Origin of the sequence: Pseudoalteromonas sp. BSi20480 (genome assembly GCF_000241365.1) — a bacterium.
GTDB lineage: Bacteria > Pseudomonadota > Gammaproteobacteria > Enterobacterales > Alteromonadaceae > Pseudoalteromonas > Pseudoalteromonas marina.
In genome coordinates this window covers 1-25,527 of sequence record NZ_BADX01000055.1, presented here as the reverse complement: position 1 = coordinate 25,527, position 25,527 = coordinate 1, and the positions used below count along the sequence as shown (strand labels likewise).

Below are 25,527 nucleotides of genomic sequence, written 5' to 3'. Positions count from 1 at the left end.
GTGTCTAAATTACAACTTAGTCGTTATTCCATATAGTTTTCTGGTAAATCAATTTGTGCAACACCTGACTCTACAGCAGCTATTGCAACCGCTTTTGCAATGCGTGGTAATAAACGAGGATCCATTGGTTTTGGAATAATATACTTATCACCAAACTCCAGCTTATCAACACCCGCAGCCGTCAGTACTTCAGCAGGTACAGGCTCTTTGGCAATACTTCTAATCGCTTCTACAGCTGCAATTTTCATTTCATCATTTATTGCACTGGCGCGTACATCAAGAGCACCGCGGAATATAAACGGAAAACACAGTACATTATTAACTTGGTTAGGGTAATCTGATCGACCCGTTGCCATAATTAGATCGTTTCGAGCAGAATGAGCCAGTGCAGGATCAATTTCTGGATCTGGGTTTGAACAAGCAAACACAACTGGTTTTTCTGCCATTAGTTTTAAATCATCGGCAGCTAATAAATTAGGCCCCGATACACCAACAAATACATCTGCATCTTCAATAACATCTTGCAACGTGCGCTTGTCTGTATTGTTAGCAAAAAGTTTTTTGTATTCATTTAAGTCATCACGACGAGTATGAATAACACCTTTACGGTCAAGCATATAAATGTGCTCGCGCAAAGCACCACACTTAATTAACAGCTCCATACAAGCAACCGCAGCAGCACCAGCACCCAAACACACAATAGTCGCATTTTCGATAGACTTGCCTTGCACCTCAAGCGCGTTCAACATACCCGCAGCAGTTACAATGGCAGTACCGTGCTGATCATCATGAAATATCGGGATACTGCAGCGCTCAATCAATGCTTTTTCTATTTCAAAACACTCTGGCGCCTTAATATCTTCAAGGTTAATTCCGCCAAACGTGTCGGCAATATTAGCAACTGTATTAATAAAGTCTTCAGTAGTGCGGTGTTTCACTTCGATATCAATAGAATCAAGGCCAGCAAATCGCTTAAACAGTAACGCCTTACCTTCCATTACAGGTTTTGAAGCAAGTGGGCCTAAATTACCTAAGCCTAAAATTGCAGTACCATTAGTGATAACCGCAACCATATTCCCTTTGCCTGTGTATTTATAAGCGTTTGCAGGGTCTGCAGCGATTTCACGTACGGGTTCTGCAACTCCTGGGCTATATGCTAATGCGAGATCTTTTACCGTTTCAGCAGGCTTTGTTAGTTCAATGCTAATTTTTCCTGGAACGGGGTGCGAATGATAGTGTAGTGCTTGTTCACGAAAGTCTGACATAACGCGATTGTATCCTGCAATTAAAGTAAAAGTGAGAGGTGAAGTTTAGGCTACGATACCCTTATTATTTTTAAATTCCAAGCAATATCAGGTCTATCCTGTTATATGCTAGTTCGATTAATTTTAAGAGGTTTTTCAATAACTTTTGTAAATTATATCGACACTTTATAAATAAAAATTCATCCAATAACGGATTCTAAAGGCACAATTGTTCTTTCATTATTTTTTATAAAATATCTTAATAAAGTCCTATAAAAATAAGCAAAAATAGGCTTATCCACATACTTTAAAAACATATAACTTCACGTTAGCTGCATTTAACCACTTAGTTAAAAAATGAACTAATTAAAAATATAGAGAATAATTTGCGGTTTGTCTGTAAAGGTTTATGCATATTCAGAATAAGAACAGGAAATAGTTATGCATAGCAGGGGAATATGAAAATCGAGCATCAAGCTAAATAATTTGTTATTTAGTTGTCCTATATTAAAAAACATTGACGCCGTTCGTGTAAAACTTAATTTTTTAAATCGAAACGTTATTACTATTAAATTGGTATAACTAAATTAAAAGCATAAAAAAGCACCCTAAGGTGCTTAATTTAACGAGACAGCAAAAATTACTTCTTGCTACCAAGTGCACCGAAACGCTTGTTGAAACGATCAACACGTCCGCCAGTGTCTAAAACTTTTTGCTTACCAGTGTAAAAAGGGTGACACGCTGAACATACGTCAAGGTGAATGTCTTTACATAGAGTAGAGCTTGTTTCGAATTTATTGCCGCATGAACAAGTTGCAGAAATTACTTCGTACTTAGGGTGAATACCTTCTTTCATAGAAACCTCTAGTTAAGGCCGCATCGCTCTCCAAACCCGAAGTCTGGCACCATACGTCGTTAAAACAAATTTGTTGGTCGCGGATTTTATCCAACTACCATCAAACACACAAGCTATTATTAACTGTTTTGCTAAAAAAGTAGGCAGACACTTAAGCAAGCAATATTTGCTAGTAGGTTTTTAACGTTATTTTTAGTACATTACATCATTAATTTTATGAGTTGAGTTGCTATGTGTTTTGCTGAAGTCGCTATAAAAGTCCCCTTACCGCGCACCTTTGATTATAAAGTAGATAAGCAACTCGATGGCATGGCATCACCACTTAAACCAGGTATGCGTGTGTTGGTGCCTTTTGGTAACCAAAAAAAAGTCGCCGTTGTTTTAGCTATTAAAAGCAAGACCGACGTCCCCGAAAACAAAATAAAATCCATCATCGAAATCATTGATGACGCGCCTATTTTATCATCTGAACACATTGCGCTTTTGAGTTTTACATCTCGCTATTACTGTTACCCACTCGGCGAAACAATTCATATAGCGCTACCTAGTGCGCTGCGCCAAGGTGAGTCACCGGATAAAACCAGTATCAATATGGTTATGCTGACAGAAAAAGGATCAAAACTTCCGTCACTCAAAGCAAAAACTCAACTTAACTTATTAAAGCAACTTGCACAGTCAGGTAAATCATCATTAACCGAGCTTAAAGCACTCGGCTTTAGTAAAAAGACTATCGATAGCCTTATTGCAAAAGCGCTTGTTACACAAACCATAGAACATGATAATCAGTGGCAAAGTACTGCACCAACAGTGGGTAGTAAGCCTACACTGAATAAAGAGCAAGCCGTAGCTTGCACTGCAATTAATCAAAGTAAAGGCTTTAACACGTTTTTATTAGAAGGGGTTACTGGTAGTGGTAAAACCGAAGTCTATCTTCAATGTCTTGAAGAAGTATTAAAGCGAGGTGAACAAGCCTTAGTACTTGTCCCCGAAATAGGCCTTACCCCTCAAACGGTAAACCGCTTTCGTCGCCGCTTTCCAGATACACCCATCATGTTATGGCATTCTGCACTTACCGATAACGAACGCCTACAAACATGGCGCTTTTGCGAAAAAGGGAGTTGCGCTATTGTAATAGGTACGCGCTCAAGTATTTTTTTACCCTTTTTAAAGCTCGGTATGATTGTAGTTGACGAGGAACATGACTCATCATTTAAACAACAAGATACCCTTCGTTACCATGCTCGAGATTTAGCAGCTTATCGTGCATTCCAGCATAAAATCCCACTTATACTCGGCAGTGCTACTCCAGCGCTCGAAACCTTGCATAAAACCATTAATAATAAGTACCAACTATTAAGCTTGACTGAGCGCGCTCAAACCTCAACCGATAACCAATTTAAATTACTCGACATGAAAGGCCAGCCCGATCAGGCGGGTATTGCTCACGCAAGCCTTGCTACTATGCGCCAACATTTGAATCGTGGTAAACAGGTTATGGTATTTTTAAATCGTCGTGGTTTTTCACCTACACTTATTTGCCATGAATGTGGTTGGTTAAGTGAATGTAACCGTTGCAGTACTAGTGCCACGTTCCATAAAGCGATTGGTCAAATGATTTGCCACCATTGTGGCGACCAACATCAAGTACCTCATCAATGCCCTGATTGCGGGAGCACGCAAATATTCCCTAATGGCAAAGGTACTGAACAAATAGAAGAGTTTTTAACAAACGAGTTTCCTGATACGCCAGTAACCCGTATTGATCGCGATTCAACTCGTCGTAAAGGCAGTTTAGAAAAAGCCCTCGACGAAATTAATTTAGGTGGAGCGCGCATATTAGTTGGTACGCAAATGCTTGCAAAAGGTCATCACTTTGCTGATGTAAGCCTTGTCATAATTTTAGACGTAGACAGCGGCCTATATTCCTGCGACTTCAGAGCAACGGAACATTTAGCGCAGTTAGTGACTCAAGTAGCAGGACGTGCTGGCCGCTCAGGAGAGCCTGGCCAGGTGTTATTACAAACACATTTTCCCGAACATCCACTTTTACAAGATTTGGTCAATAATGGTTACCAAGATTTTGCACGCTTTGCGTTAAGCGAGCGTGATGACGCCGACTTACCTCCCATCACAAATATGGCTATAGTCCGCGCACAAGGGCTCAGTATTAAACTAGTCGTCGACTTTTTGACAGATTTGGTTCCAGTTAATGGGGTATCTGGTATACAATTGCTCGGTCCGATCCCTGCCCCATTAGAGAGAATTGCGGGTATGTATCGGTTTCAATTGCACATTCAAGCGCAAGATCGCCGCATATTACATCAGTATCTTGCGCAAATGGTTGATTATTTAAGCACCAGTAAACTTGCACAAAAAGTTCGCTGGAGTTTAGATGTAGACCCTATAGATATGATTTAGGTTAAGGCCAAAATAACGCTATGGCACAGCACGATTACATTAATAAAAAACCAAAAATAGAAAAACACCAAAAAAGAACCTGCTAAAAAGCCATTCCCTTATCTTTTGGTAATTGTTGCAGCTTTGCTTGTGGGCGGTTTTGCCTATGGATTATGGTTTATTAAAAATAATGCCGACCCCGAGCTTGTTGAAAAACAAACTAACCCAGCCGAAAAAGAAAAAATAGAAGTGGTCGTTCCTCGTGCGCCTGAATTTATAAAAGAAATCAGAAACCATGAAGTGCAAGTAGAAGTAAAAGAAATTGAACAAAAAGGTCCTTATGTTATGCAATGCGGCTCGTTCAGGACTCATGAACAGGCTGAATCGTTAAAAGCTAAAATAGCCTTTGCTGGTCTTATATCTGAAATAAGAGAAACCAAAGGCGAAACAGGTATTTGGTATAAAGTACGTTTAGGGCCTTACAAAACGAAGCGCCAAGCAGAAAGTGATAAAAATAAACTCAAGCGTGTCAAAGTCGTCGGCTGCGGAATTTGGGGCTGGACTTGAAAATAAACCATTCACCCATATAACCTCATCATAATCGTTTTTAACGAGTTGCCCCTGCAACTCGATGATGAGGAATAACATGACCACTATTGTAAGTGTACGCCGCGACAACAAAGTTGTAATTGGTGGCGACGGCCAAGTTTCATTGGGTAATACCGTAATGAAGGGTAACGCCCGTAAAGTTCGACGCCTTTATAATGGCAAAGTAATCGCAGGTTTTGCCGGCGGTACTGCTGATGCCTTCACCCTGTTCGAACGTTTTGAAAGCAAACTAGAAATGCATCAAGGTAATCTCACCAAAGCTGCTGTTGAAATGGCGAAAGATTGGCGTAGTGACCGTGCACTCAGAAAGTTAGAAGCCCTGTTAGCTGTAGCCGATGAAACTGCCTCTTTAATTATCACCGGTAACGGCGACGTCGTTCAGCCAGAAAATGACTTAATTGCCATTGGTAGTGGTGGTAACTTTGCCCAATCGGCCGCAACCGCGTTATTAGAAAACACCGATTTAAGCGCTCGTGAAATAGTAGAAAAAAGCCTAACTATTGCAGGTGATATCTGCGTATTTACTAACAACTTCCAAACTATTGAAGAATTATAATAGGAACCGCTATGTCTGCTATGACCCCAAGAGAAATTGTTCACGAGTTAGATCAACATATTATTGGCCAAGCTAACGCAAAAAAAGCCGTTGCTATTGCACTTCGTAATCGCTGGCGCCGTATGCAATTAAACGATGATTTACGTGCAGAAGTAACGCCAAAAAATATTTTAATGATTGGTCCTACAGGTGTTGGTAAAACGGAAATTGCGCGCCGCTTAGCCAAACTTGCTAATGCCCCTTTTATTAAAGTAGAAGCAACCAAGTTCACCGAAGTGGGTTATGTTGGTAAGGAAGTTGAAACCATCATTCGCGACTTAGTTGAAGTGTCTATTAAAATGACACGTGAACAACAAACTAAAAAGTTTAAACACCGCGCAGAAGAAGCGGCCGAAGATCGTATTTTAGATGCACTTTTACCACCTGTTAAAGATCAATACGGTGAAACTCAGCGTGATGAAAACTCATCAACACGCCAAACATTCCGTAAAAAGCTTCGCGAAGGTCAACTAGACGATAAAGAAATTGAAATCGATTTAGCACAAGTACAACCAAACGTAGAAATTATGGCGCCTCCTGGTATGGAAGAAATGACCAACCAGCTACAGGGCATGTTTCAAAACATGGGTGGCGATAAGCGCACTAAGCGCAAGCTCAAAATTAAGGAAGCCTTTAAGTTACTAACCGAAGAAGAAGCGGGCAAATTAGTAAACCCAGAAGAGCTAAAAGAGCAGGCTATATTTGCTGTAGAGCAAAATGGTATTGTGTTTATCGATGAAATAGACAAAATTTGTAAGCGCGGAGATTCATCGGGTCCAGATGTTAGTCGAGAAGGTGTACAGCGCGATTTACTTCCGCTTATTGAAGGTTCAACAGTAAATACTAAGCACGGTATGGTTAAAACTGACCACATGCTATTTATTGCCTCTGGTGCATTCCAAATGGCTAAACCATCAGACATGATCCCTGAACTACAAGGTCGTTTACCTATTCGCGTTGAGCTTGAAGCTCTTACTGCAAACGACTTCAAACGTATACTTACAGAGCCTCATGCATCACTCACAGAGCAACAGCGCGAGCTACTTAAAACTGAGCAAGTTGATGTTCAGTACAGTGATGACGCTATTGAGCGTATTGCAAAAGCGGCATGGCAAGTTAACGAGAAAACCGAAAATATTGGTGCTCGTCGTCTTCATACCGTGATGGAAAAGCTAATGGAAGAGATTTCATACGATGCGTCTGAGCAAGCTGGGTCGTCGGTAGTTATTGATGCGGCTTATGTTGAAAAACATTTAGGTGCACTAGTTGAAGATGAAGATTTAAGCCGCTTTATTCTTTAATTGGTACTATAAGTAGTTATACTAAAAGCCTCCATATTGGGGGCTTTTTTAATGGGATACAAAACATGAAACACGTAACAAAAGTGCATTATCATAGCGTGAGCAAAAATTTAGATGTTTACTTTGACGATGATAGTAAAGCCGTATTTAGTTGTGAATTTTTACGTGTTCACTCTCCATCAGCAGAAGTACAAGGCCATGGCTCTGGCCCTATGAAGCTGGTTTTAAACAAGCAATCAGTCGGGATAAAAAAAATAGTCCCGGTTGGGCATTACGCATTGCGCCTAGATTTTGACGATGGCCATAATAGCGGGTTATTTAGCTGGAACTATTTTGCTAAGCTGCAAGAACAGCAGACTCAGTTATGGAATGAGTATTTAGAACGTGTGAGCGAAAACACAAAAAACAAAGACAGTGTGCCAATAAAGTTTATTCCTTAAACTTTATTGGCTCTTTAATAAATTTAGACTTTAAATTTATCTATCGCAGCATATAGTACGCGACCTTGCTCAGATACCTCTTCACTGGTTTGCGCGTTACGCGATGCATGCTCTGATGCATCTTGTGCAATATCTCTAATACGTACCACGTTTTTATTAACCTCTGATGCAACTTGGCTTTGCTCATCAATAGCAACGGCAATTTGTGTACTCATTTCCATAATGGTTTGTACATCTTCAGTAATAGCACCCAACAACTCGCCCGCTTTAATTGCCTGGGATGCACTTTCATCACCTTGTGAGCGACATTGGTGCATAATGCTTACAACTTCCTGAGTACGTTGCTGTAGGGTATTAATAATCCCTTCTATTTCACTAGTAGACTCTTGCGTACGCTGGGCTAATGAGCGCACTTCATCAGCAACCACCGCAAAGCCGCGACCTTGCTCGCCAGCACGAGCAGCTTCAATTGCAGCATTAAGCGCAAGTAAGTTAGTTTGTTCAGCAATACCACGAATAACATCAAGCACCGAGCCAATCGTTTCACCGTCTTTTTCTAGTTGAGACACCACATCAGATGCACTGCCTAAAGATCCAGACAATTCTCTGATATGGTTAACGGTTGATTCAACTTCGCTACGGCCTTGTTGAGCACTCAAGTTTGTAGACTCCGCTTTTTTAGCAGCCGCTTCAGTGTTGTGCGAAATATCCTGAATAGTCGCTTGCATTTCTGTTGCTGCGGTAGCAACCATGTCAGCTTCGTGTAATTGCTCTTGCATACCTGAGCTTGTGGCTGCTGTGCTCTCAGATAAATGATCTGTTGCTACATTGAGAGTATTTAGTGCGCCATTAACCTCATAAATCAGGTTTTTAAAGTCACCTATTAAACTGTTAAAGTCAGTCGTCATGATAGTGATTTCATCTTTACCTGTTTGCTCTATCATTACACTTAAGTCGTTATTACGTCTTATATCATTTATGCTGTGATAAACGCGTTCAATAGGCACAATGATTGAATGGCTAGTAAAGTAAACAAGTAATAAAACAATAACGCCTGCAATAACGAAAATAGTAATTGCCAAAAACTGTGCCTCACTTACGCTGTTTTTGACATGAGTTACTGTTTCCTCAACAATTTGGCCAACCACAGTGTCACTTTTTGATACGCTTTCTCGCATTTTACCAAGAGCTCCTGACTCTAAGTTTACCCCTAATTCAACTTGGGCTTTTACCAGCGCCTGAAAAGAATTCTGATAAGTAGCAATTAAGCTATTGAGCTGTGATTTGGTGTTTGAGTCTATTGTTGAACGAGAAAGGCTTTGTTCAAGCTTAGTAATTGTGTCATCAAAACGGGGGAGATACTTGGTATCTAAACGCAGCATAAAATCTTTTTCAGCACGTCTTAATTGCAGCATAAGCACGAGCAACTCATCGCTTTGCTGCTCGTTAAGTAAGGTTTCTACTTTATGCACTGCACTTCTTAGTTCACCATAAAGAGCATCTTTGGGATTTAAGCCTATTTTTCTTTGAAGAGAGACTACGTTATTAAAATCGCTATTATATTTAGCAACTAAGCTTTTTAATTGCGCTGCTTTTTGAGTATCAATATTTAAACTAGACATTAAAGCCTGTAATTCAGCTAACTTTGTATCCAGGACTGCATACTCTTTTTCGAACGACTCTAAAGAGCTCTCTGTTTTGTAAAACAAAAAGTTTTTTTCATGCTTTCTTAACTCTAATTGCTGAATATTCAGCTCTTTCGCTAGCTGTATAGTCTGATTTAATTTAAGATTTTCCTTTCCCTCAAAAATAGTTACACATAATAGAATAACCATTGCTAAACCAACTACCAAAGCATTAAGTTGCAATCGCCTCTTAATCGTTAAATTTTCTAAAAAACTCATTTCAAACACCTTTGGTTAATATGCAACCTTATTATAGACTAATGTCTTAATCTGCTTTTATTTTTTTTAGCTTTTTGCAAACTGGTCATACCTGAAGAATATATGGCATTACAAATTAACACTGCCCCATAAACCTCTGTGTAGTAATTGAGTTTTATGCCACTGTTTTTGTAATAACCAATCTACAAGTGGTTCAGGGTCGCTAGGGTAATTAATTTGCCTGTTTTGAGGTGCATTATTCCAGTCATCTAATGCTTGTGGATTTAAGTAATTCATTACATGAGCCATTCCCATAGTGAGTAATGTTTGTGCATTTTCACTTTGTTCAAACTGGCCATCTAACGGCTTTAGTAATAACTTTTTACCCAACTTTAATGCCTCACTGGCAAGTTCAAACCCGGCATTACCAATCACGCCGCTTGTATTGGCTAAATCATTTAAAAAGTCAGATCTTGAAGGCGAACGTAAATGTATATTACCCAGCGATCTATTTTGCGCATCGGGGTGATAACAATAAAACTCTTTTTCGGGAAAGTCCTTTAGGTAGTCAATAATGCTAGCAAGGTTTTCAAAGGGCAAGTACACCAATACTTTGTTAATAATCGCAACAGGATTACTATGTTCATGATGTGCAATAAATGGTGGAATAATGTTTTCAGCAAATGGCTGCCAATGAACCCCCAAATACGTATCAGCAGGTGCATAATATTTTATTAACGACTTACGTAAAATACCTCGGCTAAACATAGGAACACTGTTAGATAAAAAAGCCGCCTGGTGACTAATACCAACCACAGGAACACCCGCTCGTTTAGCTGCCCATGCAGTAATTGGCTCGAAGTCATTAAGCACAAAGTCATACTGCTTTACATCGAACGATTTAATGTCTTTCACTAACTTACAAACACGCGCATTTTTAACGGTTTGAAGGCTTTTTACTTGCCCGTTTTTAGTATTAAACGACAGCCCTCTAAAGCTTTTATAGTTCGCAAAGTCGTGCATATCAAAGTAATCTTTATTTGCACGTCCTGAAAAAACATAATCAACGTCAATATTTAGTTTTTTAAAGCAGCTAGCCATAACACGGGCCCGTGTTATATGGCCATTCCCAGTGCCTTGAATACCGTATAATATTTTCATGCTGGCACCACTAGTGCCAATGCAAATAACCCACATGAACTACCTATGAGTGCACCAATAATAATATCAGCAGGATAATGGACCCCCAATACCACTCTCGATATTGCCACACCACCAGCCCAGCCTAAAAATAGCCATACATACTGAGGGAAAAAGTGACACAAAATAATAGCAACTAAAAAAGCGGCAGCACTGTGACCTGACGGTAAGCTAAATTTGTCACTCGGTACTATATAGGCATTGGTTACTAAACAATCGCATGGCCTTATTCGTGCAAAATACTTTTTAGCTAAAAAGTAAATGGGCCGCTCAATAATAAAGCCAAGCATTATTGCGATTGGTAATAGCTGGTGCAGCTCGTTTTTACTAAGCCACCACACACCTGCACATATAACTAAATACAATCCGCCGTCACCACTTTTAGATAATCCAAACGCCATTTTTTTTAGCCACTTAGGTGAGTTACAGTTAAACAAAGTTAAAAATAATCGCTCGTCAAACTGAGCTACTTTTTTAAGTATATTATTATTTCCCATTGCTTATTCCTCATCGCATAATATATGAACACTGATTTAGCTTAGGTGTTGTAAATAACAATTGAGTGACGCTTTTAAGACACTATTGTTGCCATTCTTGATTTACTCCTTGTTTTGCTTAAATTTACTACGATTAAGTCGTTGTTATTGGTTATAAGGCAGGTATACTGAGTTATAAATTAATGTACCTTTTGAGGATAAAATAATGGATTACAGCACTTCTGATTTATGTGACCACTTTGCTGACGTGGTTGACGTGCTAGAACCAATGTTCATCAACTTTGGTGGTCGACACAGTTTTGGTGGCCGCATTAAAACGGTTAAATGTTTTGAAAATAATGAACTGATCCGCGAAATACTATCTCAAGACGGTACAGAACAAGTGCTATTAATTGACGGTGGTGGCTCTACTCGCCGTGCACTTATTGATATTGAACTTGCTGAACTAGCTTTTGAAAACAATTGGAATGGCATTGTTGTGTACGGAGCTGTCCGCCATGTAGATGAGCTAGAAGAGCTTGATGTAGGTATTCAAGCCATAGCATCAATCCCTGTGGCTGCCGACAGCGAAGGCGCTGGCGAAAATGGCATTGGTGTTAACTTTGCTGGTGTGTCGTTTTTCGATGACGACTTCATCTATGCCGATAGCACGGGTATTGTGTTATCTGCTGAGGAACTTGAGTTGGAAGTTGTAGAAGTATAACGTGACCGCTCAGTTAAAAATATATGATGAAAGCGCGGTTAAAGCCTTGTGCTCTACCCGCGCAAACGAAAAAAAAGCATGGCAAGCCATGTCTTTGCTCGACACTCACGTAGATGTTCAACAAGCCCTTGTTGATGCCGCTGAGTTTGGTATGCGCTATGTACTTTTAGGCATATGTGAAGACATTGGCCCTAAAGCAAATTTAGGCAATGGTGGAGCAAGTGAAGCCTGGCCTGCTTTTTTATCTAAGTTTTTAAACCAACCTCATAATCAATTTATTGCCACTCAAAAAGTGTTGTTACTTGGCGAAGTCCACGTTGATGACCTAATGGCGCAAAGTAACCAATTAAACAACAAAAGCCCTGAACAACTTCAGCAATTACGTTTGCTATGCCAACAGTTAGATGAGCGCGTAGAAAGTGTATTAAATCTAATATTTAAAGCGGGTCTTGAACCAATTGTGATTGGTGGCGGGCATAATAACTGCTTAGGGATTATTCGTGCATTTAGTGGTTCACAGCATACACCAGTTAATGCAATAAACTTTGACCCTCATGCTGACTTTAGAGAATGCGAAGGACGCCACAGTGGTAATGGGTTTCGATATGCTTATAACGAGAAGCTACTCAATAATTACCATGTTATTGGCCTACATGAACAGAAAAATAACCAAGCAATTATTGATGCCATGACGCAGGCAAACTTCACGTTTGATAGCTACCAGTCACTCAAAGTAAAACGCGACATAACGCTTACTCAGTCTATTGATAAGGCTATTAACGGTTTTGATTCATTACCCCTAGGTATTGAAGTAGATCTAGACAGTATTACATTTATGCCTGTAAGTGCCTATACATGCTGTGGGTTTAGTGTCAGCGACACTGAACATTTTATATATAAAGCAGCAAGTAACCGAAACGCTAAATACTTACACCTATGTGAGGCATCACCGAGCCAACACCCAAACGGACCTGAAATAGGTGCCACACATGTAGGACAAGTGATCAGTGCATTGGTAAATAGCTACTTACTGGCAAAAGAAAGTGAGTGCTCATTCAAATAAATTTGATCGTGCTGTGAGGCTATAAATTAATAAATAATGTAAACTTAGCAGCATTACTCTCCTGTATTACAACCTTGAAACGTCAGTAAGGTAGCGCAAAACGAAGCCTTTTGCGCTCACTCTAATTAACCTTGTGCTTGTTGCCACTCTTTTAACCAGCTCATTAAGCCTATGCTACTAAGCGGATGCCCAAAGTAATAACCTTGGGCAGCATAGGCATTTAAACTTTTAACAAATTTAAGTTGCTCAAGGGTTTCCACCCCTTCAAAAATGACTTTTGTTTTTTGCTGATTATGCATTTCAACCATACCGCCAACTAAACTGCGGATATTATTTTGGTTGCTAAAATCAGCCGTTAATGACGGCGCTACTTTTATATATTCCACTGCTAAGCTAGGTAACTTAGAAAGCAGGACAGGGTTATCACCTAAGCCATCAACACAAAGCTTTAAGCCAATATTGTTCAGCCTTGCGATCATCGCTCTGCCTTTATCATCGAGCCCCGTAAATATATGTAATGGACACTCAACAATTAAATCCCCTATTTGTAAGTTGTGCTCTGTTATTACATTATCAACAAACTCAACAAACTCTTCATTAAGCATTTCTGGGCCAAATACGTTAATGCTTAGCGGTATAGCTATGCCTTCTATTCTAAGTGCCATAGCAAGTTCTGCAGCCCGCTCTATAACAAACTTAGCAAGTGGGTAACCAAGCCCTGCAATTCTAATATCATCAATAAAACGATTAGCAGATAAAATCCCTTGTTTAGGATGCTGCCAACGCAATAACAATTCCAAAAACTCAATTTGACCATTTTTATTACAAATAACCGGTTGAAAATACAACTCAAGCTCGCTTGCGAAGTCAATGTTAGCAAGTTCTTTTAAACGCGCTTGCTGTTCTAATTGCTCAATCATCATTTGCTGGTGATAAGGCACCACTTTTTGAGTAGGCTGGCTATCAAGGGCTAAGTAGGCATAGGAAATTAAATCGTCAAAGTTAGTATCTTGCTCATTACAGGCAACATAGCTTGCTCTCGCTTTCACTTCAACCGTGCAATTGGCGACATTAAAAGGCTTAAGTGTTGCACCGAGTATAGTATCAATAATTTGTTCGTGTAAATGCTTGTGATTGGCTAAGCTGCAAATAAACGCAAAATTTAATCCACCTAAATGGGCAAGCTTTTCATTACCCACTAAAGTAATCACTTCTTCGCTTTCTAATTGTTCTTGTATTCTATTTGCTGATTGCGCTAATAAAATATCGCCAAAGCCACGTCCTATATGCTGATTAACTTGCTCAAAGCCTTCAAGTCGAATAATAATAAGCACGGCTTCAACTTGAGTATCATCACACCACACATAGTAACCTTGACGTAACTCTTTTTTACTAGCAAATACTGAAAGGGGTGACTCTTCTACAAAGGCGTCGTCGACCTGTTTTGGCGCCATACTAACTTTGGGCTCGTCACTTTCATCATTTAGTAACCCAACTACAGCGCACAGTAATATGGCTAGTACCACCCAAAATAACGGCACATCCAATAACAAATGTGCTGAAAACAACACCACAAATAACAGTCCGGCGGCAGAGCTGGTAATAATCATACTCCAATTATTACGTTCGAATGATTGCCATAAGTGAAAACAAAAACCAAAGGCCAATAAAATAGCTAACCATGCTTCACCGCTACTTAAAATAGCTAAACCTACAACACCTGTGCATAAATAACTAAATTTAATGTTGGTATTTTTAACCGAAAATAAAGTGGTGATCATCGCCATTAAAAGCGCACCACTAAAAAAAATCGGAAAATTACTGTCGGTTAATATATTCAAGTTAACGGCACTCGTATTCGTAAAAAAACTTTAACAACAACATGTTAAATATGAACAAAAATAATACAAACTAATTAAGTTTACCCAAAATCCATAAATTTGACAGTTTATTTACGCCGAATTGGTAACTTAATTGCGATGGGTGGCTTATTTGCCAATGTGCAATGTCGGCTCTGGCTCCCACTTTTAACACTCCTCTATCATTTAATCCCAGAGCTTTAGCTGCGTTACTGGTAACACCTGCCAGTGCTTGCTCTGGTGTTAATCTAAAGAGTGTACATGCCATATTCATCATTAATTGCACCGAACACAGCGGTGAAGTACCTGGATTAAAGTCGCTCGCAATCGCAATTGGCACCTTATATTGATTAAGTAGCTCTATGGGGGGCTGTTTAGTTTCTCTTAAAAAATAAAATGCCCCCGGTAACAGCACAGCCACAGTGCCGGCCTTTGCCATGGCTTCTACACCTTGCTCATCAAGGTACTCTATATGATCTGCCGATAATCCATTAAATTCGGCCACCAGCGCAGCACCATGCTGATTAGATAACTGCTCTGCATGGCATTTTACTGGCAAATTATGTTTAGTCGCCGCCGCAAATACGCGCTTAGTTTGCTCATAACTAAACCCTACATTTTCGCAAAACACATCAACGGCGTCGGCAAGATCACCTGCAACGACTTGCTCAAGCATCTCGTTGCACACCAAGTCAATATATTCATCTGCACGGCCTTTGTATTCCTTAGGTAATGCATGAGCGCCTAAAAATGTTGTTTTTATATCAATAGGGTGATGCTCACCCAGTAGTCTTGCCACTTCTAATAGTTTAATTTCGTTTTCGGTATCAAGCCCATAACCCGACTTAATTTCAACTGTTGTTACGCCTTCTTTTAACAGTGTATTGAGCCTGTCTTTGGCATCAACAAATAGTTGCTCTCTATCTGCAGCTCTGGTTGCTTTTACTGTACTTGCAATGCCTCCGCCTTGCGCTGCAATTTGTTCATAGCTTACGCCTTGTAATCGCTGCTCAAATTCTTGCGCACGAGAACCAGCAAATACCAAATGTGTATGGCAATCTATTAAACCAGGTGTTAGCCATTGCCCTTTTATGCTCAAAGTTGGCGTTGCAAAAGCGTCAAATGGCGGTAACGATGCTTGTTCACCTAACCATACAATTATTCCGTTTTTAATGGCTAACGCTGCATTTTTGATGATCCCATAAGGTGTATCTCTAGTAGGATCCATTGTGGCAATATTTGCATCGATTAAAAGTAAATCGATATTTTCTAAGTTATTATTTTGTTGAGTGTTTTGCATATTGCAGTCCATACATACCCTGACATGATTGAAATATAGTCTAACAACACATCTTGTATATACAAGAGGATTGTGTCATCTTATTTAATATAAATTACTCCTAATGCAGCTACCCAGTTAATGACAACACCTAAATTTGCGCAAATAAAACAATTTATTGTTGATAAAATTCGCAGCGGTTTGTGGCAAGAAAACCAACGCGTTCCCTCTGAAAACGAGCTAAGCACACAATTTAGCGTTAGCAGAATGACTGCTCGCCGCGCACTTAGCGAATTAACAGAATCTGGAATACTTACGCGTAGCCAAGGCCTTGGAACATTTGTTGCTTCGTTTAAGTCGCAGTCTTCATTACTTGAAATTAAAAATATTGCCGATGAAGTTAAAGAACGTAACGGCAACTACACCTGTAGCGTGCTTATACTTGAATCAATAAACGCGGTGGCCCCTATTGCTATCGCACTAGGAGTAGAAGTAGATAGCGTCGTGTACCGAAGCGTACTGGTTCATAACGAAAACGACAGCCCGTTACAGCTTGAAGAACGCTTTGTAAACCCTGCGCTTGCTAGCGGCTATTTACAACAAGATTTTAGTGCAACGACTCCTCATGAGTATCTTTCAAGTGTTGCACCTCTCACCCAAGCTAGACACACAGTAGAAGCCATTATGCCCAACAACGAAATGTGCCAATGGTTAAACCTATATAACGAAGAGCCTTGCCTGCAAGTTATTCGCAGAACATGGTCAGTTAACGGTATTGTAAGTTTTGCACGACTTGTATCGCCTGGTAGCAAATACCGCTTGGGCGGACACTTAACGTTTAAAAAATAAGATAAACAAAATTGCGCATCATGCGCTTTTTTTGTGACAAATCACCTTGTATATACAATAGGAGCAACACATGACTAACCGACTCGACACAAGTCGCGTAATACGTGCACCGCATGGCGATATGATAAGCGCAAAAAGCTGGCAAACTGAAGCGGCAAAACGCATGCTCATGAACAATTTAGACCCTGAGGTTGCAGAGCATCCTCACGCATTAGTTGTTTATGGTGGTATTGGTAGAGCGGCACGTGATTGGCCAAGTTTTGATAAAATAATAGCAACCCTAGACCGATTAAATGATGACGAAACATTGCTTGTTCAGTCAGGTAAACCTGTTGGCGTATTTAAAACACACAGCAATGCTCCTCGCGTTTTAATTGCAAATTCAAACTTGGTACCCCACTGGGCTAACTGGGAGCACTTCAACGAACTAGATAAAAAAGGTTTAATGATGTACGGCCAAATGACGGCTGGATCTTGGATTTATATTGGCTCTCAGGGCATTGTACAAGGCACATACGAAACATTTGTAGCCATGGCTAAACAACACTTTAATGGTCAAGCTAAAGGTAAATGGGTGTTAACAGGTGGCCTTGGTGGCATGGGCGGCGCGCAGCCACTGGCGGCAACTATGGCGGGCTTTTGCGCCTTAGTTGTTGAGTGTGACGAAAGCCGCATCGATTTTCGCATTAAAACTGGCTACGTTGATGTAAAAGCCACAAATCTTGAACATGCACTGCAGTTAATTACTGACGCATGCGTTAACGACAAAGCAATTTCAGTTGGTTTGCTGGGCAACGCTGCAGATATATTTAGCACACTTGTAAGCAGTGGCATTACACCCGATATAGTGACCGACCAAACATCAGCACACGACCCACTTAATGGTTACTTACCACAAGGTTGGACTATGGAGCACGCCGCAAAAATGCGTGAACAAAATCCAAAAGCGGTTGTAAAAGCAGCAAAACAATCAATGGCTGTACAAGTTAATGCCATGTTGGCCCTACAAAAAGCAGGCGCAGCAACCACTGACTACGGTAATAATATCCGCCAAATGGCATTTGAAGAAGGTGTTACAAACGCATTTGATTTCCCTGGCTTTGTTCCAGCTTATATCCGCCCATTATTTTGCCAAGGTATTGGCCCGTTTCGATGGGTCGCTTTATCGGGCGATCCAGAAGATATTTATAAAACAGATGCTAAAGTAAAAGAACTAATCCCTGATGATGCACATTTGCACAATTGGCTTGATATGGCGCGCGAACGCATTCAATTCCAAGGCTTACCGGCTCGTATATGCTGGGTGGGTTTAAAAGACAGAGCACGCTTAGCACTGGCATTTAATGAAATGGTAAAAAATGGGGAGCTTAAAGCACCTATTGTTATTGGCCGTGATCATCTTGATTCTGGCTCAGTAGCAAGCCCTAATCGTGAAACAGAAAGCATGAAAGATGGTTCAGATGCCGTCTCTGATTGGCCTTTGCTTAATGCGTTGCTTAACACAGCAAGTGGCGCTACGTGGGTATCACTTCACCATGGCGGTGGTGTAGGAATGGGCTTTAGCCAACACTCAGGTGTTGTTATTGTTGCCGATGGTACAGGCGAAGCGAAAGCACGTGTTGGTCGCGTGCTTTGGAATGACCCCGCTACCGGTGTAATGCGCCATGCAGATGCCGGTTACGATATCGCAAAAAACTGTGCCAAAGAGCAAAACTTAGACTTACCAATGCTGAACGAGGAATAATCATGGTCGAACTAACTCTCACGCCCGGCTCGCTTGATTTAAATAGTCTAAGAAAGATTAATGCATCAAGTGTACAAATAAACCTTGAAAAAAATGCCGAATCTCAAATCGCTGCCAGCGCACAAACCGTTCAAAATGTCATTAATGAGCAACGCACAGTGTATGGAATTAACACCGGGTTTGGCCTGCTTGCTAATACCAAAATTGCTGATGACGAGCTTGAGCTACTTCAGCGTTCAATTGTGCTTTCTCATGCCGCTGGCATTGGCGAGTACATGGACGACAGCACAGTAAGATTGATGATTACACTAAAAATAAACTCGCTTTCTCGTGGCTTTTCAGGCATTCGCTTACAAGTCATCGAGTTTTTTATACAGTTGCTAAACAGTGAAGTTTACCCATGCGTTCCTAAAAAAGGCTCTGTTGGCGCTTCAGGTGACTTAGCTCCACTTGCACATATGTGCTTACCCTTGCTAAGCGAAGGCCAGATGCGCCATCAGGGTAAAATAATCAGTGCGGCTGAAGGTTTGAAAATAGCAGGGCTTGAACCGCTTACGCTTGCAGCAAAAGAAGGTTTAGCGCTGCTTAACGGTACTCAAGCGTCTACCGCTTTTGCATTACAGGGGTTATTTAGAGCAGAAGATTTATATGCGCAAAGCTGTGTAATAGGCTCTATAAGTATTGAAGCAGCAATGGGGAGCCGCGCTCCCTTTGACTCACGTATTCACGAAATTCGTGGGCAACGTGGTCAAATAGATACCGCACAAGTGTTTAGAGATTTGCTTGATACTCAATCACAAATTAGCGACTCACATGTAAACTGTGAAAAAGTACAAGACCCTTATTGTTTACGTTGCCAACCTCAAGTATTGGGTGCGTGTTTAACACAAATACGCCAAGCAGCTGACGTATTGCTGTGCGAATCAAATGGTGTAACCGACAACCCACTCGTATTTGCCGATGTGGGCGATATTATTTCTGGCGGAAACTTTCACGCTGAACCTGTCGCTATGGCCGCCGACAACCTCGCTGTTGCAATTGCTGAAATTGGCGCTTTAGCAGAGCGCAGAATTGCCCTACTTATTGATTCTAACTTATCAAAATTACCGCCCTTTTTAGTTGAAAACGGTGGCGTAAACTCTGGCTTTATGATTGCTCAAGTGACAGCAGCAGCATTGGCATCTGAAAATAAATCGCTTGCGCATCCCGCGTCTGTAGATAGCTTACCAACATCAGCCAACCAAGAAGATCACGTTTCAATGGCTACGTTTGCCGCGAGGCGGTTACAAGACATGGCAAATAATACACAAGGTGTTTTGGCTATAGAGTGGCTTGCATCAGTACAGGGCTTGGAATTTAGAAAACCGCTAAGCCCGTGTGAAAAAGTATTAAAGGCAAAAAATTTACTACGCGAATATGTGACCTACTACGATAAAGATCGCTATTTTGCACCCGATATAGAACAAACTAACACTCTATTGAGCGAAGGTAAATTGTGCGACTTTATTGACCACAACCCTCTCCCTTCTTATTAAAATAAGTGTTAAATACCGTACTGGTAAGTAAAGTCTAACGCCTCGATAGCTGAGCCAATAACCTTGCGCTCAGCTTTTTCATCGCTCGTAAATTTTGGCATTTCGCCACCATTCTGCTTACACTTTAATGCATAGTAATCGGCTTTTGTTGGGTGCTCGGGGTTAACGATATTGTAAATATTTTGTCCTACTTGCCAATGCGCTATTACCGCAAAAATAGCATTTATTACATCTTGCTGATGCACCATGTTAACCACTTGCTGACTTGAAGTATTAAGCTCTTTACCCGCAACAAACTTACCCGGCTCTCTGTTTGGGCCAAGTAATCCTGCTAAACGCAGTACCTTACCGTTTTGCTCAAGGACTTGCTCTTCGGCCTGATATAATTTTGTTTGCCTTGGATTGGCGCAAGCAATATCGCTACTTTCACTGTATACACCGGGTTCTTGGTCGTAAACCCCTGTGGATGAACATAATAAAAACCCTTTTGCATTTAACTTTTTAGACAACGTCAAGGCTGCAGTAAGTGTTTCTGGGTAATTACTCTCGCTATGACGACTTCGTGGTGGAATAGCACAGACCCAAAACGCATTGTCTAAATCAACCTGATGTATTAGCTGATTACCTTCTAATTTAAACTGGCGTTCAAAATCAAATTCTCGTGTATTTGACCGACGAGTACCCTGCACCTTCCAACCTGCCTGTTGTGCATTAACACATAGCGCATGACCTAACCAGCCAGCACCCAATACAACTAATTTATTCACCTTATTTTGCATGTTGACACACACCTTCGCGTTAAGCGCACCATTGTTTAATGCTGTTATCTGAGCATAATTTTCTAAAGTTCACAAATGTAACGCCCCCCTTGTTTTTAATTTTTTAAGCACCATATATTCACAGTTCATTACTATTTTTATAGTAATGAGTTAATACCACGGCTTTTTTAGAATGCAGATCAAATTTTTCTATTTTATATACAGATCTTTTGGCTGAGATAGTTTGTTGTTTGGCAGAGTCTGGTATAGTAGCGCACGTAATAAACAGTGCTTTTTGAATGGTTTAATACAAAATTGCTAATTAATATGTACTAAGTGTTACTTAAAAGCACATATTAATTACCAATTGTTAAAAATGGGTTAGCCGATACGCGGCTAACAACGAATTGATTGTAACGGTTTTATCATGATATCTAATTTATTTACCAAGATTTTTGGTAGTCGCAACGACCGCACTATTAAAAACTTTAGAAAGACGGTCGCGCTAATCAATGCGCTAGAAACGCAGTTAGAAGCCCTTTCTGATGAAGATTTACGCGCTAAAACAGCAGAATTCAGAGAACGTTACGATAACGGACAAAGCCTTGACGATATTCTACCTGAAGCATTTGCAGTAGTTCGTGAAGCATCTAAACGCGTTAATGGCATGCGCCACTTTGACGTACAGTTACTAGGCGGCATGGTTTTACACGAAGGCCGTATTGCAGAAATGCGTACCGGTGAAGGTAAAACACTTACAGCAACCTTACCTGCTTACTTAAACGGCTTAACAGGTAAAGGGGTTCACGTTATTACCGTGAATGACTATCTTGCAAAGCGCGATGCTGAAACTAACCGTCCGTTATTTGAATTTTTAGGCCTAACGGTTGGCTGCAATGTTCCTGGCATGATGCCACAACAAAAAAAGCAAGCGTATGCTGCTGACATTACCTACGGTACAAACAACGAGTTTGGTTTTGATTACCTTCGCGACAACATGGCATTTAGTATTGATGAGCGCGTTCAGCGTCCATTATTTTACGCTGTAGTCGATGAAGTTGATTCAATCCTAATTGATGAAGCGCGTACACCGCTTATCATCTCAGGCCCAGCCGAGGACAGCTCACAGCTATACACTGAAATAAATACCATCGTTCCTTTACTTGAACTCCAAGAAAAAGAAGACGAGGAAGGTGTTGAAGGCGACGGCGATTACACAATCGATGAAAAGTCTAAGCAAGTTCATTTAACTGAGCGCGGCCAAGTTAAAGTAGAAGAATTACTTAGCGAGCGTGGCTTAATTGAAGAAGGCGATTCGCTATACTCTGCCGCAAGTATTACCTTGTTAAGCCATGTATATGCTGCACTTCGCGCGCACAAATTATATCAAAAAGATGTTGATTACGTTGTTAAAGAAAACGAAGTTATCATCATTGACGAGCATACTGGTCGCTCAATGGAAGGTCGTCGTTGGTCTGAAGGTTTACACCAAGCTGTAGAAGCTAAAGAAGGTGTTAAAATTCAAAACGAAAACCAAACTTTGGCATCTATTACGTTCCAAAACTACTTCCGTTTGTACGAAACATTAGCGGGTATGACAGGTACTGCCGACACTGAAGCATTTGAGTTTCAGTCAATTTATGGCCTAGATACCGTTGTTATGCCAACTAATAAGCCAATGATCCGTGATGATCGCGCTGATTTAGTTTACCTAACGCAAGAAGAAAAATACGAAGCTATTTTAGTTGATATTAAAGACTGTCAAGAACGCGGACAGCCTGTACTAGTAGGTACTATCTCAATTGAAAGCTCCGAATACTTATCACAGTTTTTACGCAAAGAAAAAATTAAGCACAATGTACTTAATGCTAAATTCCACGCACAAGAAGCTGATATCGTCTCAGATGCAGGTTTACCTGGTACTGTTACCATTGCAACTAACATGGCCGGTCGTGGTACCGATATTGTGCTAGGTGGTAACTGGAATAGCGAAGTTGAAAAACTTGATAATCCAACTGATGAAAAAATTGCTGAAATTAAAGCAGCATGGAAACTTCGCCACGATGCAGTCATTGATGCTGGCGGTTTGCACATTATTGGTACTGAGCGCCATGAATCGCGCCGTATAGATAACCAATTACGTGGTCGTTCTGGCCGTCAAGGTGATGCTGGTTCTAGCCGTTTTTACCTTTCGATGGACGATGCGCTTATGCGTATATTTGCCGGCGAGCGCATGACTAACATGATGCGTAAACTAGGTATGCAACGCGGTGAAGCAATTGAACACCCATGGGTTAACCGCGCAATTGAAAATGCACAGCGTAAAGTAGAAGCACGTAACTTTGATGTTCGTAAACAGCTACTTGAATACGATGACGTAGCAAACGATCAACGTCGTGTTGTTTACTCTCAGCGTAATGAATTACTTGAAGAAGGTGATATTTCAGAAACTATCACAGCAATTCGTGGTGACGTACTAAGCAATACAATAGATCAATACATTGCCCCACAAAGCCTTGCTGAAATGTGGGATGTACCAGGTCTTGAAGAGCGCTTAAAACAAGACTTCTTAATTGAGCTACCAATTACTCAATGGTTAGCAGACGACAATAAACTATACGAAGAAAAACTTCGTGAGCGTATTGAAGAAGCTGTTGATCAAGCTTACAAGCAAAAAGAGCAACAGGTTGGTGATTCAGTTCTACGTCAATTCGAAAAAGCAATTATGCTTCAAAGTCTTGACCAACATTGGAAAGATCACCTTGCGGCGATGGATCATTTACGCCAAGGTATTCACTTACGTGGCTACGCGCAAAAGAATCCAAAGCAAGAGTACAAACGCGAGTCGTTTGAACTGTTCTCTGAAATGCTTGAAAACTTAAAAGTTGATGTAGTTAGCATTTTAAGTAAAGTACAAGTACGTGCAGAAGAAGATGTTGAAAAAGTAGAAGAGCAACACCGTAAGAGTGAAAATGCCCCTCGCGAGTACCAACATGAAGAAGCTGAGCACGTAGGCGGCGAAGCACCTCCAAGTGCTACGGTAATGGCCAGAACAGAGCCAAAAGTTGGTCGTAACGATCCGTGTCCTTGTGGTTCAGGTCAAAAATTCAAGCAATGTTGTGGTAAATTAAAATAACCACGCATTGTAAGTAATTAAAAAGCGGCGCTTGCGTCGCTTTTTTTATGGGGTAAAGATATGACAATAAAAATAGTAAATGTAGCCGTTGGTGTAATTAAAAAAAATAATGCAATATTTATCTGCAAACGTGCCGATGAGCAACATCAAGGTGGCTTATGGGAGTTTCCTGGTGGTAAAGTTGAAGCGAATGAAAGTGTATTTGCAGCGCTTAAACGTGAGTTGACTGAAGAAGTAGGTATTACTATTCACAGCTCTAGCCAACTCATGGTGATCGAACATGATTATGGCGACAAATGCGTAAAACTCGATATTCACGTTGTCAGTAACTTTAGCGGTGAAGCGCATGGCGCTGAAGGGCAACCTAGTGAATGGGTAAATATTAGTGAGTTAACTCACTATGACTTCCCTGCCGCTAATGCTGAAATAATTGAAAAACTGCAATCTCGATACGCTTGATTAAGTGAGTTACAATGAATAACACTGTACAAAATACGTTGAGTAAACTGCTAAAACTCAACCCTGAAACAACTCAGTTGAGTACCATCAGCAGCGGCCATATCAATAGCACATGGCTACTAACACATTTTGATCAGCGATTTATTGTGCAAAAACTTAACACTCATGTATTTAAGTACCCAGCTCAAATTGTCAATAACGCACAACTTATTGAGCAACACCTAAATACTAAGCAGAAGCAAAAAAACTATCCGCTCGATATTGTTAAACACATTAACACAGGCAACAACGAGTATTTAACCATACTTAATGAAGAGCCATATCGCGTACTTAACTATATTGAGCACAGTTACAGCGAGGATGTTGTTAAAAACCCAGAGCAAGCGCATCAAGCTGCTTTGGCCTTTGGTACTTTTGCAAGTGCCTTACACGATTTTGACACAGCCACACTGCATACTGTGATTGATGATTTTCATAACTTGGCTATGCGCTTTGAGCAGCTAAACACAGCAATGACGCATAGTGATGAAAGCAGGCTTAACCGCAGTAAAAAAGACATTGAGTTTTGCTTATCGCAACAACACTTAGTTGATGAACTTAAAGCTATAACTCAGCATTTACCTATTCGAGTTTGCCACAATGACACTAAAATCAATAATATGCTCTACTGCAGTAAAACTCATAAAGCGAAAGCTGTTATTGATTTAGACACCTGTATGCCTGGTTTTTTATTACACGATTTTGGCGATATGGTACGTACATTTTGCTGTGCAGAAGCAGAGGATTCGACAAGTCTTGATAAGGTTGTTATTAGAAAAGAGGTTTTTGAAGCACTCGTTAAAGGTTACTTAGCACCACTCAAACCAATATTGAGTAAACAAGAACAGCTCAGTTTACTTTTAGGCGCTAAAATAATGCCCCTGATGCTCAGTGTGCGCTTTTTAACAGATTACTTAAATAACGACGTGTACTTTAAAACCGCATACCTCGAACACAATTTAGTACGCACTCAAAACCAACTCGCTTTATATAAAAACATTTTAGTTAACGAAGCATGGATGTACGAAACCCTAATGAAACAATAAAGTAAGCGTTTAAAATTTCGTATCAAAAAAGCAGT

At 40.5% G+C, this 25,527-nt stretch carries 20 protein-coding genes and 1 pseudogene; 13 read left to right on the top strand and 8 right to left on the bottom strand.

Features of this window, described 5'->3' with window-relative positions; all coding sequences use genetic code 11:
* Nucleotides 1-23: 23 nt before the first annotated feature.
* A complete protein-coding gene (locus P20480_RS12655) occupies nucleotides 24-1,265 on the bottom strand; it encodes a malic enzyme-like NAD(P)-binding protein (protein WP_006793093.1) in 1,242 nt (413 codons plus the stop codon).
* Between the two features lie 619 nt (nucleotides 1,266-1,884).
* A complete protein-coding gene (rpmE, locus tag P20480_RS12660; protein WP_006793092.1) occupies nucleotides 1,885-2,100 on the bottom strand; it encodes a 50S ribosomal protein L31 in 216 nt (71 codons plus the stop codon).
* Nucleotides 2,101-2,331: 231 nt separating this feature from the next.
* Here rpmE and priA point away from each other — a divergent pair, with 231 nt between their 5' ends.
* From priA to P20480_RS12685, 5 genes and pseudogenes are all read left to right on the top strand, one after another.
* Nucleotides 2,332-4,518: a primosomal protein N' gene (gene priA / locus P20480_RS12665; RefSeq protein ID WP_008128228.1), complete on the top strand. Its 2,187-nt coding sequence runs from the start codon at nucleotides 2,332-2,334 to the stop codon at nucleotides 4,516-4,518.
* Between the two features lie 20 nt (nucleotides 4,519-4,538).
* Nucleotides 4,539-5,064 (top strand): annotated as a pseudogene (locus P20480_RS12670) (SPOR domain-containing protein).
* 79 nt (nucleotides 5,065-5,143) lie between these two features.
* Entirely contained in the window at nucleotides 5,144-5,662 is a 519-nt protein-coding gene (gene hslV / locus P20480_RS12675; protein WP_006793089.1) for an ATP-dependent protease subunit HslV, read from the top strand.
* 11 nt (nucleotides 5,663-5,673) lie between these two features.
* Nucleotides 5,674-7,002 (top strand): HslU--HslV peptidase ATPase subunit, encoded by a 1,329-nt coding sequence (hslU, locus tag P20480_RS12680; RefSeq protein WP_006793088.1) that lies wholly within the window; start codon nucleotides 5,674-5,676, stop codon nucleotides 7,000-7,002.
* A 65-nt stretch (nucleotides 7,003-7,067) separates the two neighbouring features.
* Nucleotides 7,068-7,442, top strand: a complete 375-nt coding sequence (locus P20480_RS12685; protein ID WP_008128222.1) for a gamma-butyrobetaine hydroxylase family protein — start codon at nucleotides 7,068-7,070, stop codon at nucleotides 7,440-7,442.
* Between the two features lie 23 nt (nucleotides 7,443-7,465).
* Here the strand turns inward: P20480_RS12685 and P20480_RS12690 are convergent, their stop codons facing one another.
* The 3 genes from P20480_RS12690 to P20480_RS12700 all read right to left on the bottom strand — a co-directional run bounded on the left by P20480_RS12690 (nucleotide 7,466) and on the right by P20480_RS12700 (nucleotide 11,022).
* The gene (locus tag P20480_RS12690; protein ID WP_008128220.1) at nucleotides 7,466-9,346 is read right to left on the bottom strand and encodes a methyl-accepting chemotaxis protein; all 1,881 of its coding nucleotides are present in this window, start codon (nucleotides 9,344-9,346) and stop codon (nucleotides 7,466-7,468) included.
* Between the two features lie 108 nt (nucleotides 9,347-9,454).
* Complete coding sequence (locus P20480_RS12695; protein ID WP_008128218.1) at nucleotides 9,455-10,486, bottom strand: MJ1255/VC2487 family glycosyltransferase; 1,032 nt, start codon at nucleotides 10,484-10,486, stop codon at nucleotides 9,455-9,457.
* A complete protein-coding gene (locus P20480_RS12700; protein WP_006793084.1) occupies nucleotides 10,483-11,022 on the bottom strand; it encodes a phosphatase PAP2 family protein in 540 nt (179 codons plus the stop codon). The genes P20480_RS12695 and P20480_RS12700 overlap by 4 nt, the downstream gene beginning before the upstream one ends.
* A 205-nt stretch (nucleotides 11,023-11,227) precedes the next feature.
* On the opposite strand from P20480_RS12700, the gene rraA reads away from it, so the two are divergent.
* Nucleotides 11,228-11,725 (top strand): ribonuclease E activity regulator RraA, encoded by a 498-nt coding sequence (gene rraA / locus P20480_RS12705; protein WP_006793083.1) that lies wholly within the window; start codon nucleotides 11,228-11,230, stop codon nucleotides 11,723-11,725.
* A 1-nt stretch (nucleotide 11,726) separates the two neighbouring features.
* Nucleotides 11,727-12,788, top strand: a complete 1,062-nt coding sequence (locus P20480_RS12710; protein WP_008128215.1) for a formimidoylglutamase — start codon at nucleotides 11,727-11,729, stop codon at nucleotides 12,786-12,788.
* Between the two features lie 125 nt (nucleotides 12,789-12,913).
* On the opposite strand, the gene P20480_RS12715 is transcribed toward P20480_RS12710, so the two are convergent.
* Nucleotides 12,914-14,575: an EAL domain-containing protein gene (locus tag P20480_RS12715; RefSeq protein ID WP_008128213.1), complete on the bottom strand. Its 1,662-nt coding sequence runs from the start codon at nucleotides 14,573-14,575 to the stop codon at nucleotides 12,914-12,916.
* 124 nt (nucleotides 14,576-14,699) lie between these two features.
* The gene (gene hutI / locus P20480_RS12720; protein ID WP_008128210.1) at nucleotides 14,700-15,947 is read right to left on the bottom strand and encodes an imidazolonepropionase; all 1,248 of its coding nucleotides are present in this window, start codon (nucleotides 15,945-15,947) and stop codon (nucleotides 14,700-14,702) included.
* A gap of 120 nt (nucleotides 15,948-16,067) precedes the next feature.
* Between hutI and hutC the strand changes: the two genes are divergently transcribed.
* From hutC to hutH, 3 genes are all read left to right on the top strand, one after another.
* The gene (hutC, locus tag P20480_RS12725; protein ID WP_006793079.1) at nucleotides 16,068-16,775 is read left to right on the top strand and encodes a histidine utilization repressor; all 708 of its coding nucleotides are present in this window, start codon (nucleotides 16,068-16,070) and stop codon (nucleotides 16,773-16,775) included.
* A 70-nt stretch (nucleotides 16,776-16,845) separates the two neighbouring features.
* Complete coding sequence (gene hutU, locus P20480_RS12730; protein WP_008128208.1) at nucleotides 16,846-18,519, top strand: urocanate hydratase; 1,674 nt, start codon at nucleotides 16,846-16,848, stop codon at nucleotides 18,517-18,519.
* Nucleotides 18,520-18,521: 2 nt separating this feature from the next.
* Entirely contained in the window at nucleotides 18,522-20,054 is a 1,533-nt protein-coding gene (gene hutH, locus P20480_RS12735; protein WP_006793077.1) for a histidine ammonia-lyase, read from the top strand.
* Between the two features lie 8 nt (nucleotides 20,055-20,062).
* Here the strand turns inward: hutH and P20480_RS12740 are convergent, their stop codons facing one another.
* A complete protein-coding gene (locus P20480_RS12740; RefSeq protein ID WP_008128204.1) occupies nucleotides 20,063-20,833 on the bottom strand; it encodes a Rossmann-fold NAD(P)-binding domain-containing protein in 771 nt (256 codons plus the stop codon).
* Nucleotides 20,834-21,239: 406 nt separating this feature from the next.
* Here P20480_RS12740 and secA point away from each other — a divergent pair, with 406 nt between their 5' ends.
* Genes secA through P20480_RS12755 form a run of 3 tightly spaced genes read left to right on the top strand, consistent with a single transcriptional unit; the run spans nucleotide 21,240 to nucleotide 25,492 of the window.
* Nucleotides 21,240-23,948, top strand: coding sequence for a preprotein translocase subunit SecA (gene secA / locus P20480_RS12745; RefSeq protein ID WP_008128203.1), 2,709 nt, complete (start codon nucleotides 21,240-21,242; stop codon nucleotides 23,946-23,948).
* Nucleotides 23,949-24,008: 60 nt separating this feature from the next.
* Nucleotides 24,009-24,407: an 8-oxo-dGTP diphosphatase MutT gene (gene mutT / locus P20480_RS12750; protein WP_008128201.1), complete on the top strand. Its 399-nt coding sequence runs from the start codon at nucleotides 24,009-24,011 to the stop codon at nucleotides 24,405-24,407.
* A gap of 14 nt (nucleotides 24,408-24,421) precedes the next feature.
* A complete protein-coding gene (locus P20480_RS12755; RefSeq protein ID WP_008128195.1) occupies nucleotides 24,422-25,492 on the top strand; it encodes a phosphotransferase enzyme family protein in 1,071 nt (356 codons plus the stop codon).
* Nucleotides 25,493-25,527 lie beyond the last annotated feature (35 nt).

Bases quoted from the DNA above. Each gene is read 5' to 3' on its own strand.
- hslV (WP_006793089.1), top strand. From the start codon at position 5,144: ATGACCACTATTGTAAGTGTACGCCGCGACAACAAAGTTGTAATTGGT.
- P20480_RS12700 (WP_006793084.1), bottom strand. From the start codon at position 11,022: ATGGGAAATAATAATATACTTAAAAAAGTAGCTCAGTTTGACGAGCGA.
- hutI (WP_008128210.1), bottom strand. From the start codon at position 15,947: ATGCAAAACACTCAACAAAATAATAACTTAGAAAATATCGATTTACTT.
- P20480_RS12655 (WP_006793093.1), bottom strand. From the start codon at position 1,265: ATGTCAGACTTTCGTGAACAAGCACTACACTATCATTCGCACCCCGTT.
- rpmE (WP_006793092.1), bottom strand. From the start codon at position 2,100: ATGAAAGAAGGTATTCACCCTAAGTACGAAGTAATTTCTGCAACTTGT.
- P20480_RS12755 (WP_008128195.1), top strand. From the start codon at position 24,422: ATGAATAACACTGTACAAAATACGTTGAGTAAACTGCTAAAACTCAAC.
- hutC (WP_006793079.1), top strand. From the start codon at position 16,068: ATGACAACACCTAAATTTGCGCAAATAAAACAATTTATTGTTGATAAA.
- P20480_RS12695 (WP_008128218.1), bottom strand. From the start codon at position 10,486: ATGAAAATATTATACGGTATTCAAGGCACTGGGAATGGCCATATAACA.
- P20480_RS12740 (WP_008128204.1), bottom strand. From the start codon at position 20,833: ATGCAAAATAAGGTGAATAAATTAGTTGTATTGGGTGCTGGCTGGTTA.
- secA (WP_008128203.1), top strand. From the start codon at position 21,240: ATGATATCTAATTTATTTACCAAGATTTTTGGTAGTCGCAACGACCGC.
- P20480_RS12690 (WP_008128220.1), bottom strand. From the start codon at position 9,346: ATGAGTTTTTTAGAAAATTTAACGATTAAGAGGCGATTGCAACTTAAT.
- hutU (WP_008128208.1), top strand. From the start codon at position 16,846: ATGACTAACCGACTCGACACAAGTCGCGTAATACGTGCACCGCATGGC.
- hslU (WP_006793088.1), top strand. From the start codon at position 5,674: ATGTCTGCTATGACCCCAAGAGAAATTGTTCACGAGTTAGATCAACAT.
- priA (WP_008128228.1), top strand. From the start codon at position 2,332: ATGTGTTTTGCTGAAGTCGCTATAAAAGTCCCCTTACCGCGCACCTTT.
- hutH (WP_006793077.1), top strand. From the start codon at position 18,522: ATGGTCGAACTAACTCTCACGCCCGGCTCGCTTGATTTAAATAGTCTA.
- P20480_RS12715 (WP_008128213.1), bottom strand. From the start codon at position 14,575: ATGGCGATGATCACCACTTTATTTTCGGTTAAAAATACCAACATTAAA.
- mutT (WP_008128201.1), top strand. From the start codon at position 24,009: ATGACAATAAAAATAGTAAATGTAGCCGTTGGTGTAATTAAAAAAAAT.
- P20480_RS12685 (WP_008128222.1), top strand. From the start codon at position 7,068: ATGAAACACGTAACAAAAGTGCATTATCATAGCGTGAGCAAAAATTTA.
- rraA (WP_006793083.1), top strand. From the start codon at position 11,228: ATGGATTACAGCACTTCTGATTTATGTGACCACTTTGCTGACGTGGTT.